The sequence below is a fragment of the Streptomyces sp. NRRL F-5126 genome, from assembly GCF_000721265.1.
In the GTDB taxonomy this organism is placed as follows: Bacteria; Actinomycetota; Actinomycetes; order Streptomycetales; family Streptomycetaceae; genus Streptomyces.
On the sequence record NZ_JOFZ01000012.1, the window covers coordinates 105572 to 124046 of the forward strand.

The window sequence follows — 18475 nt, forward strand, 5'->3', positions numbered from 1 at the left end:
CGATCAGCCCTCCGAGGGGGCGAGGCGCTGCAGCTCCGCCTCGGTCGACTTCAGCAGGTCGTTCCAGGCAACCGCGAACTTCTCGACGCCCTCGTCCTCCAGCAGCTGGACCACGTCGTCGTAGGAGACGCCCAGCTTCTCCAGGACGGCGAGGTCCGCGCGTGCCTGCTCGTAGGTGCCGCGCACGGCGTCGCCCTTGCCCTCACCGTGGTCCTGGACGGCGAACAGCGTCGCCTCCGGCATGGTGTTGACGGTGTTGGGCGCGATCAGATCGTCGACGTACAGGGTGTCCTTGTACGCCTTGTTCTTGACGCCTGTGGACGCCCACAGCGGGCGCTGCCTGTTCGCGTGCTGCCGCTCGAGCGCGGCCCAGCGGTCGCTCGCGACGACCTTCTCGTACTCCTCGTAGGCGAGGCGCGCGTTGGCCACGGCGGCCTTGCCGCGTGCGGCCTTGGCCTCGTCGGTGCCCAGCGCGTCGAGGCGCTTGTCGACCTCGGTGTCGACGCGCGAGACGAAGAAGGACGCCACCGAGTGGATCTTGGAGAGGTCGAGGCCGGCCTTGGCCGCCTTCTCCAGGCCGCTCAGGTACGCGTCCATCACCGCGCGGTAGCGCTCCAGCGAGAAGATCAGGGTCACGTTGACGCTGATGCCGCGGCCGATCGTCTCGGCGATCGCCGGCAGGCCCGCCTCGGTCGCCGGGATCTTGATCAGCGTGTTCGGCCGGTCCACGAGCCACGCGAGCTGCTTGGCCTCGGCGATCGTCGCGGTGGTGTTGTGCGCCAGGCGCGGGTCCACCTCGATCGAGACCCGCCCGTCCGTGCCGTCCGTCGCGTCGAAGGTCGGGCGCAGGATGTCGGCGGCGTCCCGGACGTCGGCCGTCGTGATCATGCGGACGGCTTCCTCGACGGTGACCTTCCGCGCGGCGAGCTCGGTGAGCTGGGCGTCGTAGCCGTCGCCCTGGGAGATCGCCTTCTGGAAGATCGAGGGGTTCGTCGTGACGCCCACCACGTGCTGCTCGTCGATCAGCTCGGCCAGGTTGCCCGAGGTGATCCGCTTGCGCGACAGGTCGTCGAGCCAGATCGCCACGCCTTCGTCGGAGAGGCGCTTCAGTGCGTCTGTCATGTCAGTTCCATCTCCTACTTGTCGTTACAGGCGTCAGCGTGCGGAGGCGTCGAGGGATTCCCGCGCCGCGGCAGCGACCGCCTCGGCGGTGAAGCCGAACTCGCGGAAGAGGACCTTGCCGTCCGCGGAGGCACCGAAGTGCTCGATCGAGACGACCCGGCCCGCGTCGCCCACGTACCGGTACCAGGTCAGGCCCACACCGGCCTCGACCGCCACCCGCGCCTTCACGGACGGGGGCAGCACCGTCTCCCGGTACCCCTGGTCCTGCTCCTCGAACCACTCGACGCACGGCATCGAGACGACACGCGTCGGGACGCCCTCGGCCTGGAGCCGCTCGCGCGCCTCGACGGCGAGCTGAACCTCGGAGCCGGTGCCGATGAGGACGACCTGCGGGGCGCCGCCCTCGGCGTCGGCGAGCACGTAGCCGCCGCGCGCTGTGTCCTCGTTCGGCGCGTACGTCGGCACGCCCTGGCGGGTGAGCGCGAGGCCGTGCGGGTGGCCCTTGCCGTACTCCTTGGTGTAGCGGCGCAGGATCTCCCGCCAGGCGATGACGGTCTCGTTCGGGTCGGCGGGCCGCACCACGGCGAGGTTCGGGATGGCGCGCAGCGAAGCGAGCTGCTCGACGGGCTGGTGTGTCGGGCCGTCCTCGCCGACGCCGATCGAGTCGTGCGTCCACACGTACGTGACCGGGAGGTGCATCAGCGCCGACAGGCGCACCGCGTTGCGCATGTAGTCGGAGAAGATGAGGAACGTACCGCCGTAGACACGGGTGTTGCCGTGCAGGGTGATGCCGTTCATCGTCGCGGCCATCGCGTGCTCGCGGATGCCGAAGTGGATGGTGCGGCCGTACGGGTCCGCCCCGGGCAGCGGGTTGCCGACGGGCAGGAACGACGAGTTCTTGTCGAACGTCGTGTTGTTGGAGCCCGCGAGGTCCGCGGAGCCGCCCCACAGCTCGGGGATGATCGGGCCGAGCGCCTGCAGGACCTTGCCGGACGCGGCGCGCGTCGCGAGGGACGTGCCGGTCTCGAAGACGGGCAGCGCGTCCTCCCAGCCCTCGGGAAGCACCGTGGAGGCGACCCGGTCGAAGGTGGCGGCGTGCTCGGGGCTCGCGGTGCGCCAGGCGGCGAACGACTTCTCCCACTCGGCCCTGACCTCGCGGCCGCGGTCGAGCGCCTTGCGCGTGTGAGCCACGACCTCGTCCGCGACGAAGAAGTTCTTCTCCGGGTCGAAGCCGAGGACGGTCTTCGTCGCGGCGACCTCGTCGGCGCCGAGCGCGGAGCCGTGCGCCGCGCCGGTGTTCTGCGCGTGCGGCGCCGGCCAGCCGATGATCGAGCGCATGGCGATGAAGGACGGCCGGTCGGTGACGGCCTTGGCCTCCTGGATCGCCGCGTACAGGGCGTGCGGGTCCAGGTCGCCGTCGGCCTTCGGCTGCACGCGCTGGACGTGCCAGCCGTACGCCTCGTACCGCTTCAGCGTGTCCTCGCTGATCGCCGTCTCGGTGTCGCCCTCGATCGAGATGTGGTTGTCGTCCCACAGCAGCACGAGGTTGCCGAGCTTCTGGTGGCCCGCGAGGGAGGACGCCTCGGCCGAGATGCCCTCTTCGAGGCAGCCGTCGCCGGCGATGGCGAAGACGTAGTGGTCGAACGGGGACTGGCCCGGCGCGGCGTCCGGGTCGAACAGGCCGCGCTCGTAACGCGAGGCCATCGCCATGCCGACCGCGTTGGCGACGCCCTGCCCGAGCGGCCCCGTCGTGGTCTCCACGCCGACGGTGTGGCCGTACTCCGGGTGCCCAGGGGTCTTGGAGCCCCAGGTGCGCAGCGCCTCGATGTCCGCCAGCTCGAGCCCGAAGCCCGCCAGGTAGAGCTGGATGTACAACGTCAGGGACGTGTGTCCCGCGGAGAGGACGAACCGGTCGCGGCCGGTCCAGTCCGCGTCGGCGGGGTCGTGGCGCATCACCTTCTGGAAGAGGGTGTACGCGGCGGGGGCCAGGCTCATCGCCGTACCGGGATGGCCGTTGCCGACCTTCTGCACGGCATCCGCTGCCAGGACTCGGGCGGTGTCGACCGCCCTCTGGTCCAGCTCTGTCCACTCGAAGTCTGTGGTGGTCGGCTTGGTGCTCACCCTGAGTCAGGGCTCCTCTCCACATGTCGCGGGCCGGTGTCCCGCGGACACCGGATCGATGTCGAGCCTACCGTCACGGCCGTTGCGGGCACGCGGCCGCGCTCCCCGGCATTCCCCCGCATTTCCAGGGTGCGGCCTGGCGTGGGAGTACGCCTCCCGGTGGACCGGACACGGGCGCCGCGCCGGTGCGAACACGACACACCCCCGCGAAGATCGGCCTCTGGGCAACGTCTAGAGTGGCGTGGTACGCGCAAGTCTTCACCGGGGCTTCGACCAGGCCCGGGGCTTGCTGGGATTTCTCTGTCAGGGGTGTACGTGACGGCCGTCGAGTCCCGACCCGCAGGGGTTGCCGCGACTTCGAGCCCGAGGGCCCGCCGGCCGTTCGGAGCGCGCGTCAAGGCGTTCGTGGCGCTGACGAAGCCGCGGATCATCGAGTTGCTGCTCATCACCACCGTTCCGGTGATGTTCCTGGCGGCCCAGGGCGTGCCCGACCTGTGGCTGGTCCTCACCACCTGTATCGGCGGTTACCTCTCAGCGGGCGGCGCCAACGCGCTCAACATGTACATCGACCGCGACATCGACGCGATGATGGACAGGACGTCGCAGCGGCCGATCGTGACGGGGATGGTCTCCCCGCGCGAGGCCCTGGTGTTCGGCGTCGTGCTCGGTGTCGTGTCGACGCTCTGGTTCGGCCTGCTGATCAACTGGCTGTCCGCGGCGATGGCGTTGGGGGCCCTGCTCTTCTACGTCCTCGTCTACACGATGGGCCTCAAGCGGCGTACGTCGCAGAACGTCGTGTGGGGCGGTATCGCGGGCTGCCTGCCGGTCCTGATCGGATGGTCGAGCGTCACCGGCTCGGTGTCGTGGGCCGCCGTCGTCCTCTTCCTCGTCATCTTCTTCTGGACGCCGCCCCACACGTGGGTGCTGATGATGAAGGTGAAGAACGACTACGAGCGCGTGGGCGTGCCGATGCTGCCCGCCGTCGCCACCAACAAGGCCGTCGCGAAGCAGATCGTCGTGTACAGCTGGGTGATGGTGCTGGTGTCGCTGACCCTCACCCCGCTCGGCTACACCGGCTGGTTCTACACGGCCGTCGCGGCGCTGTCCGGTGCGTGGTGGCTGGCGGAGGCGCACAAGCTCCAGGCGCGCGCCAAGGCCGGCGTCGTGGGCGCGAAGCTCAAGGAGATGCGCCTGTTCCACTGGTCCATCACGTACGTGTCGCTGCTGTTCGTCGCGGTGGCCGTGGACCCCTTCCTGCACTGAGCGACCCGGGCGGCCGCGCGAGAGCGCGCGCCGCCGCGCCCGGGCCCGGTGATCGCGTGGCCAAGGCCACGCGGCCACGACGGTGCCGTTCGCGCTACCGATGGGTAGCCTGCGGACATGGCAGAGAGCGAGGGCGGCGCGGAGCGCCGCGACGACCACCCTGAGTCCGCCGCACCGGCGGCGAGCGCCGCACCCACCACGCCCGAGGAGCCCGCCGGCGAGGACGGTGCGCCCACCGAACCCGGTGAGGCCGACGACGCCGAGTCCGCCGCGGAGGCCGGAGGCGTCCGCCCCGCCGAGGCCGCCGGAGCGGTGGCATCCAGCGGCAAGCCCGACGAGGCGGGCAAGCCCCCGGAGGGGGACGAGGCCAAGCAGCCCGCCACGGCGGAAACCGGCAGGCCCGGCCCGTCCGCCGAACGCGCGGCATCGCCCGCGCCCGCCGAGGCGGCGAAGGAGTCGCCCGCGCCCACCCGGGCCACCGGCACCGACGCGACCACCCCGGCCGGCAAGTCCGCCGGTCCCGCAGCGGGCGACGAGGCCAAGGGGCCCGCGGGGTCCGCCAAGCGCTCCGAGCGCGACACTTCGCCCGCCGAGGCGGAGGGGGCGGCCACCTCCGCGCGGGGCGACACGGCCGCGGCCGGTGACGCCGCGGCGGACGCGCGGGTGCGGCGGCGGGAGGCGAAGGCCGCGCGGACCGCGGCCAGGGTGGCCAAGCAGATCGGCGCGTTCCGCGCACGCCACGGCGGCGCGCGCGGCCAGCTCGCGTACCTCGGGCAGCGGGGCACGCGCATCGTGCTCGTCGGCGAGGACGGCGGCTGGGGCGACCTGGTGGCGCCCACGGAGGCGATCGCCCGCAGCGCCGCCGAGCGCGCGGGGCTCGAGCTCCAGGAGGCCCTCGACGGCGAGCTCGCCGCGAAGATGGCGACTGGGCCGTACGAGTGGAAGCGCATGGCCGGCATCCAGCTCGGCGGGCGCGGCGCGGCCTGAGAAAGCCCGCCGCCCGCCACCGGATCGCGGGAATCCCGTTAAGGACGGTGAGGAACGTCCGACACCGTCCACGACGGGATTCCCGATGATCGAAACACCGTCCCTGGTCGACCAGTACTGCCACGGCGTGCTCCGCGCCGAGCTGGGCCTCGGCACCTTCGAGGCGCAGCTCACGGACGCCGGGGGGCCGCCCGCTCCCGGTACGACGTTCTTCGACACGCAGACGGGCTTCGCGGTGCGGCGCTGGTGCCCGCCGCTGCTCGGACTCGAACCGCACTGCGCCCCCGCCCGCTATCTCGCGCGCCGGCGCGAGCTCGGCGTATCGGCCGCCGCGCGGCTGCTGCTGCGTGGCACGGGCGTCACCACGTACCTCGTCGACACGGGCCTGCCGGGCGACCTGACGGGCCCCCAGGAGCTGGCGTACGCGGGCGGCGCGCGGGCCCGGGAGATCGTGCGGCTCGATCTGCTGGCGCGGCAGGTCGCGGACACCTCGGGCTCGGCCGGCGCGCTGCTGGCCAACCTGGCCGAGTGGGTCGGCGCGGCCGCGCCCTCGGCGGTGGCGTTCGCCTGCGCCGCGCTGCCCGCCGCCGGCCTGGCGCGGCCACCGACCGCCCGCGAGGCGCACGAGGCGGCCGCGCGGTGGCTGACGGCGCGCGCGGCGGGCGCCCCGCTCTGCGATCCGGTGCTGCTGCGGCACCTGCTGTGGACGGCCGTGGCGACGGGCCGGCCCCTGCAACTGCACGTGGCGGGGGCGGACCCGCACGCCCTGGCGGGGTTCGCCGAGGCGACCTGCGGCCACGGCGTGGACGTGGTGCTGCTCGGCAGCTATCCGCGCCACCGCGAGGCCGCGCGGCTGACGGCCGCCTTCCCGCACGTGTACGCGGACCTCGGCCCCGCGCTCGCGCGCACCGGCGCGCGAGCGGCGGCGCTGCTCGCGGAGGTCCTGGAGATCGCGCCGTTCGGCAAGCTGCTGTTCTCCAGCGGCGCCAGGGGCCTGCCCGAGCTGCACGTGGTGGGCGCGCGGGTGTTCACGGAGGCGCTGGGGCGCGTCCTGGGCGGCTGGGTGGCGGACGGCGCCTGGTCGCCTGCTGACGCCCAGCGGGTGGCGTCCCTGATCGCGTCGGAGAACGCCCACCGGGTGTACGAGCTGTAGCGGGAGGGGACCGAGGGGGACGGGCCATCGGGACGGGCACGTGCCCGTCCCCCCGGTCAGCGGCTCAACGGCCGCGCATCTCCCGGTACTCGGCGACGAGCGCGCCCGTGGACGAGTCGAGCCCGTCGGCCGGCTTCTCACCGGTCAGCACGGGCTCGATGCTCTTCGCCAGCACCTTGCCGAGCTCGACGCCCCACTGGTCGAACGAGTCGATGTTCCACACCGCGCCCTGGACGAAGACCTTGTGCTCGTACAGCGCGACGAGCTGGCCGAGCACCGACGGCGTCAGGTCCGGGGCGAGCACCGTCGACGTCGGGTGGTTGCCGCGGAACGTCTTGTGCGGGACGAGCTCCTCGGCCACGCCCTCCGCACGGACCTCATCGGGCGTCTTGCCGAACGCGAGCGCCTGGGTCTGCGCGAAGAAGTTGGCCATCAGCAGGTCGTGCTGGGCGGCGAGGCCCGCCGGCAGCTCCCCCGAGGGCCGGGCGAAGCCGATGAAGTCCGCGGGGATGACCTTGGTGCCCTGGTGGATGAGCTGGTAGTACGCGTGCTGGCCGTTGGTGCCCGGCGTGCCCCACACGACGGGGCCCGTCTGCCACTCGACGGGCTTGCCGTCGCGTCCCACGGACTTGCCGTTGGACTCCATCTCCAGCTGCTGGAGGTATGCGGTGAACTTCGACAGATAGTGGCTGTAGGGCAGGACGGCGTGCGACTGGGCGTCGAAGAAGGAGCCGTACCAGATGCCGAGCAGGCCGAGCAGCAGCGGCACGTTGGACTCGGGCGGCGCGGTCCTGAAGTGCTCGTCGACCGTGTGGAAGCCGTCCAGCATCTCGCGGAAGGCGTCGGGGCCGATCGCGATCATCAGCGAGAGGCCGATGGCCGAGTCGTACGAGTAGCGGCCGCCGACCCAGTCCCAGAACTCGAACATGTTGGCGGTGTCGATGCCGAAGCCGGAGACCTTCTCCGCGTTGGTGGACAGCGCCACGAAGTGCTTGGCCACCGCCTCCTGGCCCGCGCCGAGCTCGCCGAGCAGCCACTCGCGCGCCGACGTGGCGTTGGTGATCGTCTCGACGGTGGTGAACGTCTTGGAGGCGATGATGAACAGCGTCTCGGCGGCGTCCAGGTCGCGCACGGCCTCGTACAGGTCGGCGCCGTCGACGTTGGACACGAAGCGCACGGTCAGGTCGCGCCGCGCGAAGGTCTTCAGGACCTCGTAGGCCATGGCGGGGCCGAGGTCGGAGCCGCCGATGCCGATGTTGACGATGTTCTTGATGGGGCGGCCGGTGTGGCCCGTCCACGCGCCGGACCTGACGCGCTCGGAGAAGTCGGCCATCTTGTCGAGGACCGCGTGCACGCCCGGCACGACGTTCTCCCCGTCGACCTCGATGACCGCGTCGCGCGGGGCGCGCAGCGCGACGTGCAGGACGGCGCGGTCCTCGGTGGTGTTGATCTTCTCGCCGCGGAACATCGCGTCACGCAGTTCTGCGACGCCGGTGGCCCTGGCGAGGTCGCGCAACAGCACGAGCGTCTCGTCGGTCACCACGTGCTTGGAGTAGTCGAGGTGGAGATCGCCCACGCGCGCGGTGTACCGCGTGCCGCGGTCCGGCTGCGCCGCGAACAGATCACGCAGATGGGTGCCGTCGAGCTGTTCGCGGTGCTTGCCGAGCGCGGCCCACTCGGGCAGCTTGTCGAGCCTCGTGCGGCCGGTTGCGTTGTTGTCGGACATCAGCCCACTTCTTCCCGTGCCTGTATCTGTCCCTGCTCGCACCCCAACCTAATTGATCAGGGCTGCGGCCGAGGGACCGGCGGGCACGTACGCGAGCGGCCGGCCACCCGGTGGGGGCGGCCGGCCGGTCCGGTGGCCTCGCGGGCTCAGATCTCGCCGCGCAGCTTCGCCAGGGCCTCGGCGAGGATCGCCTCGCCGTCCGCGTCGCTGCGCCGCTCACGCACGTACGCGAGGTGCGTCTTGTACGGCTCGGTGCGCGGCGGGTCCGGCGGGTTGTCCCGGTCCTGGCCCGCGGGGAAGCCGCAGCGCGGGCAGTCCCACGTCTCCGGAACCTGCGCGTCACTGGCGAAGCTCGGCTGCGTCTCGTGCCCGTTGGAGCACCAGAAGGAGATGCGCAGGCGGGGCGCGGACTCGCCGCGCTCGGCCTCGCCCATCGGCCCCGCTCCGACCCGGCTCCCCCGGATCGCGTTGCCACTTGCCACGGTCGTAACTCCCTGCGTGATGGTGCCGCAAAGCATCGAACGGCAGCGCCGCCGCCGAGCGCCCCGGTGACCGGGCGCCACGGGGCGCCCCAGTCTACGGAAGGCCCAACGCGCGTCCGGTTACGGGAGTTACCCCCTGTTCCGGGCGCGGATCCTCATGATAGGCCGCGTCCGGGAGTGGGGACCCGCCCCGGATCAGCCTTTCAGCTTGATGACCAGGCCGAGCGTGATGATGCAGGCGAGCCACAGCAAGGCCACGAGCACGGTGATGCGGTCGAGGTTGCGCTCGGCGACCGAGGAGCCGCCCACGGACGACTGCATGCCGCCACCGAACATGTCGGAGAGGCCGCCGCCCTTGCCCTTGTGCATCAGCACCAGCAGCATCAGCAGCAGGCTGAAGACGATGAGGGCGATCGAGAACCCCAGAACCACGGCTGAACCAACTTCCTCGGACCGGCGGAATTGACGGGACTGGCAAAGGTGCGGGCGGCGCGATCGTCACGGAAGGCGACGAGCGCGTCACGCGCGACGTACTGCGGGGGCCCGCCGTGGCGCTCCGCGCCCTGGCCGGCCCCCGCAAGGGTACGACGGATCCGTGCTACCGCACACTCACTGGTCGCGGAAGCGCACGATCTTGACGTACTCGTCCGTGTCGAGCGAAGCGCCGCCGACGAGCGCGCCGTCGATGTCGGGCTTCGCCATGATCCCGGCGACGTTCCCGGACTTCACGGAGCCGCCGTACTGGATGCGCACCTTGTCGGCGACGTCCTGCGTGTACAGCTCCGCGATCTTGCCGCGGATCGCGCCGCACACCTCCTGGGCGTCGTCGGCGCCGCACGTCTTGCCCGTGCCGATGGCCCAGACCGGCTCGTAGGCGATGACGAGCGTCTCGGCCTGCTCGGCCGTGATGTCCTTCAGGCCGCCCTCGACCTGGGCGAGCGTGTGGGCGACGTGACGGCCCTCGTCGCGCACGGGCTCGGGTTCACCGACGCACAGGATCGGCGTCAGGCCGTGCCGGTACGCGGCCTTGACCTTGGCGTTGCACGTCTCGTCGCTCTCGCCGTGGTACTGGCGGCGCTCGGAGTGGCCGACGACCACGTACGTGCACTTGAGCTTGGCGAGCATGGGCCCGGAGATCTCGCCCGTGTAGGCGCCGGAGTCGTGCGCGGAGATGTCCTGGGCCCCGTACCTGATCTTCAGCTTGTCGCCGTCGATGAGGGTCTGCACGGACCTCAGGTCGGTGAACGGCGGCAGCACGGCGACCTCGACGGCGGCGAAGTCCTTGTCGTTCAGGCCGAAGGCGAGCTTCTGCACCTGGCCGATGGCCTCCAGGTGGTTGAGGTTCATCTTCCAGTTGCCCGCCATGAGCGGGGTGCGGCCGGCGTTTTCGGGTGTTGCGGTCATGGGTGGGTCAGTCCTCCAGTGCGGCGAGGCCGGGCAGCGTCTTGCCCTCGAGGTATTCGAGGCTCGCGCCGCCGCCGGTCGAGATGTGGCCGAACGCCGACTCGTCGAACCCCAGGGTGCGCACGGCGGCCGCGGAGTCGCCGCCGCCGACGACGGTGAAGGCGGACGAGTCGATCAGGCCCTGGGCGACGGCCCTGGTGCCCTCGGCGAAGTCGGGGTGTTCGAAGACGCCCATCGGGCCGTTCCAGAAGACGGTTGCCGCGTCGGCCAGCTTGGCCGCGTACAGCGCGCAGGTCTCCGGGCCGTTGTCCAGGCCCATCTTCCCTGCGGGCATGGCGTCGGCGGGGACCGTCTCGGGGTGCGTGGGCGCCTTGGCCTTCAGGTCGGGGAACTCGGCGGCCACCTTGAGGTCGACGGGGAGTACGAACTCCACGCCGCGCTCGTCGGCCCGCCTGAGGTACTCCCGCACCACGGGGATCTGGTCCTCCTGGAGGAGGGACGAGCCGACCTCGTACCCCTTGGCCTTGAGGAAGGTGAAGGCCATGCCGCCGCCGATGAGGATGCGGTCGGCCTTCTCCAGCAGGTGGTCGATGACGCCGAGCTTGTCGGAGACCTTCGCCCCGCCGAGCACGACGACGTAGGGGCGGCTGACGTCCTCGGTGAGCTTCTTCAGGACGCCGACCTCGGTGGCGATGAGGCCGCCAGCGGCGTGCGGCAGGCGGGCCGGCAGGTCGTAGACGGAGGCGTGCTTGCGGTGCACGGCGCCGAAGCCGTCGCCGACGTACACGTCCGCGAGTTCGGCGAGCCGGTCGGCGAAGGCGCCGCGCTCGGCGTCGTCCTTGGCGGTCTCGCCCGGGTTGAAGCGCAGGTTCTCCAGTACGGCGACGTCGCCGTCCCCGAGCGCGCCGACGACGGACCGCGCGGACTCGCCGACGGTGTCGGTCGCGAACGCCACCTTCTGCCCCAGGAGTTCACCGAGGCGTGCGGCGGCGGGCGCGAGTGAGAACGCGGGCTCCGGGGCCCCCTTGGGGCGGCCCAGGTGCGAGGCGACGATCACGCGCGCGCCGGCCTGGGCGAGGCGGGCGATCGTCGGCTGGACGGCGCGGATGCGTCCGTCGTCGGTGATGGTGGTGCCGGACAGCGGCACGTTGAGGTCGGCACGGACGAATACGCGCTTGCCGCGCACGCCGTCGCCGTCGGCCAGTAGTTCGTCGATCGTCTTCATCAGTACTGGACTCCTAGAAGCAGCAGGCAGCCGACAGGCCGCAGGGCCCGGGCACCGCGACGACGCGCGGGCCGGGCCCTGGACTCATGCCGCTGAGATCAGAGCTGGTTGCCGACGAAGACGGTCAGGTCGACGAGGCGGTTGGAGTAGCCCCACTCGTTGTCGTACCAGCCGATGACCTTCACGCTCTTGCCCTGGGTCATCGTCAGGGACGAGTCGAAGGTGCAGGAGGCCGGCCAGTTCACGATGTCCGAGGAGACGATCGGGTCCTCGGTGTACGAGACGTAGCCCTTGAGCTCGCCCTCGGCGGCCTTCTGGAAGGCGGCGTTGACCTCTTCCTTGGTGACCTCGCGCTCCAGCTCGACCACGAGGTCGGTGACGGAGCCCGTGGGCACCGGCACGCGCATGGCGATGCCGTCGAGCTTGCCCTGCAGCTCGGGGATGACCAGCGCGGTGGCCTTGGCGGCACCGGTGGTGGTCGGGATGATGTTCTCGGCGGCGGCACGGGCCCTGCGCAGGTCCTTGTGCGGGAAGTCCTGGATGCGCTGGTCGTTCGTGTACGCGTGCACCGTCGTCATCAGGCCCTTGACGATGCCGAAGTTCTCCAGGAGCACCTTCGCCATCGGCGCCACGCAGTTGGTGGTGCAGGAGGCGTTGGAGATGACGTGGTGCTTGGCCGCGTCGTACTTGTCCTGGTTGACGCCCATCACGATGGTGATGTCCTCGTCCTTGGCCGGAGCCGAGATGAGGACCTTCTTGGCGCCGCCGGCGATGTGCTTCTCGGCGTCGGCCTTCTTCGTGAAGATGCCCGTCGACTCGACGACGATGTCGACGCCGAGGTCGCCCCACGGGATGTCGGCGGGGTTGCGCTCGGCCAGCACCTTGATGGTGTGCCCGTCGACGGTGATCGTGTCGGCGGTGTGGCTCACCTCGGCCTTGAGACGGCCGAGGATGGTGTCGTACTTCAGCAGGTGGGCCGTGGTCGCGGTGTCGCCCAGGTCGTTGACAGCCACGATCTCGATGTCCGCACCCTGCTCGAGCAGCGCGCGGAAGTAGTTGCGGCCGATACGGCCAAAGCCGTTGATGCCTACGCGGATCGTCACGAACCGATCTCCTCGTTGGTACGCCGTGCGCCGTGACGCCCGGCGAGCTGTATTTGGGATGTCCCCGACCACGTACGACCCTACCGCCCCGTGCTCCTGGCCGTGACATCAGAGGGGGTCGGGGGCGGGCCGGGCCCCCGACCGGCCCCCGCGCGCCGCTCAGACCGCCAGGCCGTCCGCCATCTCGTCGCTCAGCGTGGACTCCGTGCCGGGGATCCCGAGGTCCTGCGCCCGCTTGTCCGCCATCGCGAGCAGCCGCCTGATGCGGCCCGCGACCGCGTCCTTCGTCAGCGGCGGGTCGGCCAGCGCGCCCAGCTCCTCCAGCGACGCCTGCTTGTGCTCCATGCGCAGGCGGCCCGCTGCCGCCAGGTGCTCGGGCACGTCCTCGGCGAGGATCTCCAGCGCGCGCTGGACCCGGGCGCCGGCGGCGACGGCCGCACGCGCCGAGCGGCGCAGGTTGGCGTCGTCGAAGTTGGCGAGGCGGTTCGCCGTGGCGCGTACCTCGCGGCGCATCCGCCGCTCCTCCCAGGCCAGCACGGACTCGTGCGCGCCCAGGCGCGTCAGCAGCGCGCCAATCGCGTCACCGTCGCGCACGACCACCCGGTCGACGCCGCGCACCTCGCGCGCCTTCGACGGGATCTGGAGCCTGCGCGCCGCGCCGACCAGGGCGAGCGCGGCCTCGGGCCCCGGGCAGGTGACCTCCAGCGAGGAGGAGCGGCCCGGCTCGGTCAGCGAGCCGTGCGCGAGGAACGCTCCGCGCCATGCCGCCTCCGCGTCGCACGTCGCCCCCGAGACGACCTGCGGCGGAAGGCCGCGGATGGGGCGGCCCCTGCCGTCGACGAGGCCGGTCTGGCGGGCCAGCTGATCGCCGCCCGTGATCACCCGTACGACGTAGCGGCTGCCGCGGCGCAGGCCGCCCGGCGCCATCACGATCAGCTCGGAGTTGTGGCCGAAGATCTCCAGGATGTCCTTGCGCAGGCGCCGTGCCGCGATGCTGGTGTCGAGCTCCGCCTCGATCACGATGCGGCCGCTGACCAGGTGCAGCCCGCCCGCGAACCGCAGGATCGCCGAGACCTCGGCCTTCCTGCAGCACGTGCGGGTGACGGGCAGCCGGGCGATCTCGTCCTTCACCGCTGGCGTCATCGCCATGGGCCGATCCTTCCGTGCATGCGAAAAATACGGTCGTACGCGGCGGCCAGCAGCTCCGGGTCGTGCGTCGCGGAACTGTCGCGCGCGGCGACCGGGGCCAGCTCGACGGCGGCGCCGAAGCGTTTCGCGGCATCGGCGAGTGAGTCGCTGTCGGGCACGGCGGCACGGTCGGCCAGCACCACGTCGAGGGCGAGTTTAGGGGCGTGTCGCGCCAAAACCTCCAAATGACGCTGCGGGGAGAACCCCTCTGTTTCGCCCGGCTGGGGGGCGAGGTTCAGCGAGAGGACCCGTCTCGCCCTGGTCTCCACCAGGGCAGTCAGCAGCTCGGGCACGAGGAGGTGGGGTATGACCGAGGAGAACCAGGATCCGGGGCCCAGAACCACCCAGTCGGCGTCCAGGACGGCCTGCACGGCCTCGGGAACGGCCGGCGGATCGGCCGGTACGAGGTGCACGGACTGCACCTCGCCGCGCGTCAGCGCGACGGTCGCCTGGCCTCTTACGGTCTCGACGTCGTCCGGGCGCGTCGGCTCGTGCCCCTTGACGAGGGCCTGCAGTTCGAGCGGCACCGCCGACATGGGCAGGACGCGGCCGTGCGCGCCGAGCAGCTTGCCGACGAGGTCGAGCGCGGCGACGTGGTCGCCGAGCTGCTCCCACAGGGCGACGATCAGCAGGTTGCCGACCGCGTGGTCGTGCAGGTCGCCCTGGGACTGGAAGCGGTGCTGGATGACTCGGGACCAGGTCTGGCCCCAGTCGTCGTCGCCGCACAGCGCGGCGAGCGCCTTGCGCAGGTCGCCGGGTGGCAGCACGCCGAGCTCCTCGCGGAGCCTGCCGCTCGAACCGCCGTCGTCGGCGACGGTGACGACGGCGGTGAGGTCGCCCGTGATCCGGCGCAGCGAGGCGAGCGAGGCGGACAGGCCGTGGCCGCCGCCGAGGGCGACGACCTTGGGCTGGGTGCCGCGGCCGCGCGCGGCGGGGGCGGGGCCGCCGGTGCGCAGGCGGCGCATCCTGAACGTGCGGCCGGTCACTCGCGCCCCAGGTCTCGGTGGACGGTGACCGTCTCGATGCCGGCGTCGGCGAGGCGCGCGGCGAGGCGTTCCGACATGGCGACGGAGCGGTGCTTGCCGCCCGTGCAGCCGATGGCGATGGTCACGTAGCGCTTGCCCTCCCGGCGGTAGCCCGAGGCGACCAGTTCCAGCAGCTCGGTGTAGCGGTCGAGGAACTCCTTGGCGCCCGGCTGGTGGAAGACGTAGTTGGCGACCTCGTCGTTGAGGCCGGTGTACGGCCGCAGCTCGGGCACCCAGTGCGGGTTGGGCAGGAAGCGGCAGTCCGCCACGAGGTCGGCGTCGACCGGGAGGCCGTACTTGTAGCCGAAGGACATGACGGTGGCCCGCAGCTCGGGCTCCTCCTCGCCGGCGAACCCGGCGCCGAGCTTGGCGCGCAGCTCGTGCACGTTCAGGCTGGACGTGTCGATCACGAGGTCGGCGTCGCCGCGCAGCTCGCGCAGCAGGTCGCGCTCGGCGACGATGCCGTCGAGCGTGCGGCCGTCGCCCTGCAGCGGGTGCGGCCTGCGCACGGACTCGAACCGGCGCACCAGCGCCTCGTCCGACGACTCGAGGAAGACGATCCTGCGCGTGACGCCCTTGGCGTCGAGGTCGGCGAGGGACTCGCGGAGGTTGTCGAAGAAGCGGCGGCCGCGCACGTCGACCACCACGGCGATGCGCGCCACGTTGCCCTGGGAGCGCGCGCCGAGCTCGACCATCGTGGGGATCAGCGCGGGCGGCAGGTTGTCCACGACGAACCAGCCGAGGTCCTCAAGGCACTTGGCGGCCGTGCTGCGTCCCGCGCCCGACATGCCCGAGATGATCACGAGCTCGGGCGTGCCGGGCTCGGCGCCGCCGCCAGGGTCGTGCCCGTCCGGCTCGCGCGGGGCCCCCGCGCCGTTCCCGCCGCCTGCCTGCCCGCTGCCCGTGCTCACGTCTGGCCCGCTCACGTCTGGCCCGCTCACGTCTGGCCCGCCGCCTTCGTGCTCGCTGCGCCGGTCGTCCCGGTCGTTCTCAGTCATTCCCGCCGTTCCCGCCGTCCCGGTCGTCTTCGATGATCTCTCCTGTGGCCGTGTTCACGGCGGGTGCGGCCGGAGCCGTCCTGGCGAGGGCCACCGCGACGGACTCGGCCGTCTTCCGTCCAAAGCCCGGCACCTCGCAGATCTGCTCGATCGTGGCCTGCCGCAGCCTCTTCACGGAGCCGAAGTGCTTGATGAGTATCCGCTTGCGCGCGTCGCCGAGTCCCGGCACGTCGTCCAGCGGTCCCGACTTCATCCGCTTGGCGCGCTTGGCGCGCTGGTAGGTGATGGCGAAGCGGTGCGCCTCGTCGCGTACCCGCTGGAGCAGGTAGAGGCCCTCGCTGGAGCGCGGCAGGACGACGGGGTCGTCGTCGCCGGGCAGCCAGACCTCTTCGAGACGCTTGGCGAGGCCGCAGACGGCGGCGTCGTCGACGCCCAGCTCGTCGAGGGCCCGCTTGGCGGCGGCCACCTGCGGTTGGCCGCCGTCGACGACGAGGAGCTGCGGCGGGTACGCGAACCGCTTGGGGCGCCCGTCGTCGTCGGTGAACGCCCGCACGTCCGCGTCCGCGCCGTCCGCGGGGGCGTCCGCCACGCGCCGGCCGGCCGGCACCTCCCCGCCGGGAGCCGCCGGGCCGCCTTCCGCCGGCGGCCCGGGCAGCGCGGCAGGAGCCGCATCCGGCGCTTCGGGCAGCGCTGCCGCGTCCTGGGGCACGGCCGTGTCCGCGTGTGCGGCCGTGCCGGCAGCGGCGTCCCTGCACGCGACGGCCTCCCGGCCGCGCGCGTCGCCCCCGCCCTGGGCGATCGGTGACGCGTCGTTCCCGCCGGATACCGCCGGATCCGATGGCACCCCGGCCGCCGAGCCGTCGTCGGCCGGACCGGCGCCCCGCTCGGCGGCGTACGAGTCCGGCGCAGGCTCGGCGGGCGCCTGCCTGCCCGGGGAGCCTTCGGCCAGGGCCCCGGCACCGGCCGCCTCCGGCGGCCCTGGCAGCGCGGCAGGGGCCGCGTCGGGTGCATCGGGCAGCGCCGCGTGCGCCCCTGCGGCCGTGCCGGGACCCCGCCGGGCGGCGTACGACTCCGGCGCGGGTTCGGCGGGCGCCCCGGCACCGGCCGTGTCCGTGTGCGTGGCCGTGCCGGCACCGACGTCCCGGCCCGCGACGGCCGTGTCCGGTGGTCCGGGGAGCCCGGCCGGGGCGGGAGCGGAGGCGTCCGGGGCGGCCGCGGGCTCCGCCGCGGGCCACTCGCCCGTCTTCTCCTTCTCCACCAGGTAGCGGCGGAAGCGCCGCGTGATCACCTCGTGCATGGACCGGACGTCGTCCTGGCCCTCGAAGCCCTTGATCTGGAACCTGCGGTACTCGCTCTTGCGCGCGAGACCGTCCTCGAAGACGACCATCGACGCCACGACGTCGTCGCCCTGGAAGTGCGAGATGTCGAAGCACTCGATGCGCAGCGGCGCACTGTCGAGGCCGAGCGCCTGCGCGATCTCCTCCAGGGCCCGCGAGCGCGTGGTGAGGTCGCTCGCCCGCTTGGTCTTGTGCAGGGCGAGGGCCTGCTGGGCGTTGCGCCCGACCGTCGCCATCAGGTCCTTCTTGTCGCCTCGCTGCGGAACCCGCAGCGAGACGTGCGAGCCGCGGCGTTCGCTGAGCCACTGCGTGACCGCTGCCGTCTCCTCCTCGTCACCCGGCAGCGCGGGCACCAGGACCTCCTTGGGCACCGCGTCGCCGCGCTCCTCGCCGTAGAGCTGCTGGAGCGCGTGCCCGACGAGCTCGCCCGTGCCGACCGCCTCGACCTTGTCGGTGACCCAGCCGCGCTGCCCGCGCACGCGTCCGCCGCGCACGTGGAAGATCTGGACGGCCGCCTCCAGCTCGTCCTCGGCGACGGCGATCAGGTCGGCGTCCGTGGCGTCGGTGAGCACGACCGCGTTCTTCTCCATGGCGCGGCGCAGCGCGCCTATGTCGTCGCGCAGACGCGCGGCGCGCTCGTACTCCATGTCCTCGGCGGCCTGGGCCATCTGCCGTTCGAGGCGGCGCAGGTAGGTGCCGGTGCGGCCCGCCACGAAGTCGCAGAACTCCTCGGCCAGTTCGTGGTGGTCCTCGGGCGAGATGCGGCCGACGCAGGGGGCCGAGCACTTGCCGATGTAGCCGAGGAGGCAGGGGCGGCCGGTGCGGGCCGCGTTCTTGAACACCCCGGCGGAGCAGGTGCGCACGGGGAAGACGCGCAGCATCAGGTCGACGGTCTCGCGGATCGCCCAGGCGTGGCCGTAGGGGCCGAAGTAGCGCACGCCCTTGCGCTTGGCGCCGCGCATCACCTGGACGCGCGGGAACTGCTCGTTCAGGGTGACCGCGAGGTACGGGTAGCTCTTGTCGTCGCGGTACTTGACGTTGAAGCGCGGATCGAACTCCTTGATCCACGAGTACTCGAGCTGGAGCGCCTCGACCTCGGTGGAGACGACCGTCCACTCCACGGACGAGGCCGTGGTCACCATCGTCCGGGTACGCGGGTGCAGGCCCGACAGGTCCTGGAAGTAGTTGGCGAGCCGCTGGCGCAGGCTCTTCGCCTTGCCGACGTAGATCACCCGGCGGTGGTCGTCGCGGAACTTGTAGACGCCCGGCGAGTCGGGGATCTCCCCCGGCTTGGGGCGGTAGCTGGACGGGTCGGCCATGGGCCCAACCCTACTTGCGGCG

General features: G+C 72.1%; 15 protein-coding genes. 3 read left to right on the plus strand and 12 right to left on the minus strand.

What is annotated here, in order from left to right; all coding sequences use genetic code 11:
* Positions 1-3 precede the first annotated feature (3 nt).
* Positions 4-1122, minus strand: a complete 1119-nt coding sequence (gene tal / locus IH48_RS0125325; RefSeq protein WP_030909113.1) for a transaldolase — start codon at positions 1120-1122, stop codon at positions 4-6.
* A gap of 33 nt (positions 1123-1155) precedes the next feature.
* Positions 1156-3243 carry a transketolase gene (gene tkt, locus IH48_RS0125330; RefSeq protein ID WP_030909116.1) on the minus strand — a complete coding sequence of 696 codons (2088 nt, stop codon included), beginning with the start codon at positions 3241-3243 and terminating at the stop codon, positions 1156-1158.
* A gap of 315 nt (positions 3244-3558) precedes the next feature.
* Here tkt and IH48_RS0125335 point away from each other — a divergent pair, with 315 nt between their 5' ends.
* From IH48_RS0125335 to IH48_RS0125350, 3 genes are all read left to right on the plus strand, one after another.
* Positions 3559-4506 (plus strand): heme o synthase, encoded by a 948-nt coding sequence (locus IH48_RS0125335; RefSeq protein ID WP_030909119.1) that lies wholly within the window; start codon positions 3559-3561, stop codon positions 4504-4506.
* Between the two features lie 663 nt (positions 4507-5169).
* Positions 5170-5493, plus strand: a complete 324-nt coding sequence (locus IH48_RS0125345; RefSeq protein WP_030909122.1) for a hypothetical protein — start codon at positions 5170-5172, stop codon at positions 5491-5493.
* A gap of 85 nt (positions 5494-5578) precedes the next feature.
* Positions 5579-6646: an amidohydrolase gene (locus IH48_RS0125350; protein ID WP_030910583.1), complete on the plus strand. Its 1068-nt coding sequence runs from the start codon at positions 5579-5581 to the stop codon at positions 6644-6646.
* 64 nt (positions 6647-6710) lie between these two features.
* Here the strand turns inward: IH48_RS0125350 and pgi are convergent, their stop codons facing one another.
* The 10 genes from pgi to uvrC all read right to left on the minus strand — a co-directional run bounded on the left by pgi (position 6711) and on the right by uvrC (position 18453).
* The gene (pgi, locus tag IH48_RS0125355) at positions 6711-8372 is read right to left on the minus strand and encodes a glucose-6-phosphate isomerase (protein WP_030909124.1); all 1662 of its coding nucleotides are present in this window, start codon (positions 8370-8372) and stop codon (positions 6711-6713) included.
* A gap of 146 nt (positions 8373-8518) precedes the next feature.
* Positions 8519-8854 (minus strand): RNA polymerase-binding protein RbpA, encoded by a 336-nt coding sequence (locus IH48_RS0125360; RefSeq protein ID WP_003976875.1) that lies wholly within the window; start codon positions 8852-8854, stop codon positions 8519-8521.
* Between the two features lie 195 nt (positions 8855-9049).
* Positions 9050-9286 (minus strand): preprotein translocase subunit SecG, encoded by a 237-nt coding sequence (gene secG, locus IH48_RS0125365; protein ID WP_030909130.1) that lies wholly within the window; start codon positions 9284-9286, stop codon positions 9050-9052.
* 177 nt (positions 9287-9463) lie between these two features.
* Positions 9464-10219 (minus strand): triose-phosphate isomerase, encoded by a 756-nt coding sequence (tpiA, locus tag IH48_RS0125370; RefSeq protein ID WP_030909133.1) that lies wholly within the window; start codon positions 10217-10219, stop codon positions 9464-9466.
* Between the two features lie 46 nt (positions 10220-10265).
* On the minus strand, positions 10266-11483 hold the full coding sequence (locus IH48_RS0125375; RefSeq protein WP_030909136.1) for a phosphoglycerate kinase: 1218 nt from the start codon (positions 11481-11483) through the stop codon (positions 10266-10268).
* Positions 11484-11581: 98 nt separating this feature from the next.
* Positions 11582-12586 carry a type I glyceraldehyde-3-phosphate dehydrogenase gene (gap, locus tag IH48_RS0125380; RefSeq protein ID WP_030909139.1) on the minus strand — a complete coding sequence of 335 codons (1005 nt, stop codon included), beginning with the start codon at positions 12584-12586 and terminating at the stop codon, positions 11582-11584.
* Between the two features lie 159 nt (positions 12587-12745).
* Positions 12746-13735, minus strand: coding sequence for a DNA-binding protein WhiA (gene whiA / locus IH48_RS0125385; RefSeq protein ID WP_030909142.1), 990 nt, complete (start codon positions 13733-13735; stop codon positions 12746-12748).
* Positions 13726-14760 (minus strand): gluconeogenesis factor YvcK family protein, encoded by a 1035-nt coding sequence (locus tag IH48_RS0125390; protein ID WP_030909145.1) that lies wholly within the window; start codon positions 14758-14760, stop codon positions 13726-13728. Before IH48_RS0125390 ends, whiA begins: the two co-directional genes overlap by 10 nt.
* Entirely contained in the window at positions 14757-15797 is a 1041-nt protein-coding gene (rapZ, locus tag IH48_RS0125395; protein ID WP_199810001.1) for an RNase adapter RapZ, read from the minus strand. Before rapZ ends, IH48_RS0125390 begins: the two co-directional genes overlap by 4 nt.
* Positions 15790-18453, minus strand: coding sequence for an excinuclease ABC subunit UvrC (gene uvrC, locus IH48_RS35255; RefSeq protein ID WP_078850020.1), 2664 nt, complete (start codon positions 18451-18453; stop codon positions 15790-15792). Before uvrC ends, rapZ begins: the two co-directional genes overlap by 8 nt.
* Positions 18454-18475: the final 22 nt, after the last annotated feature.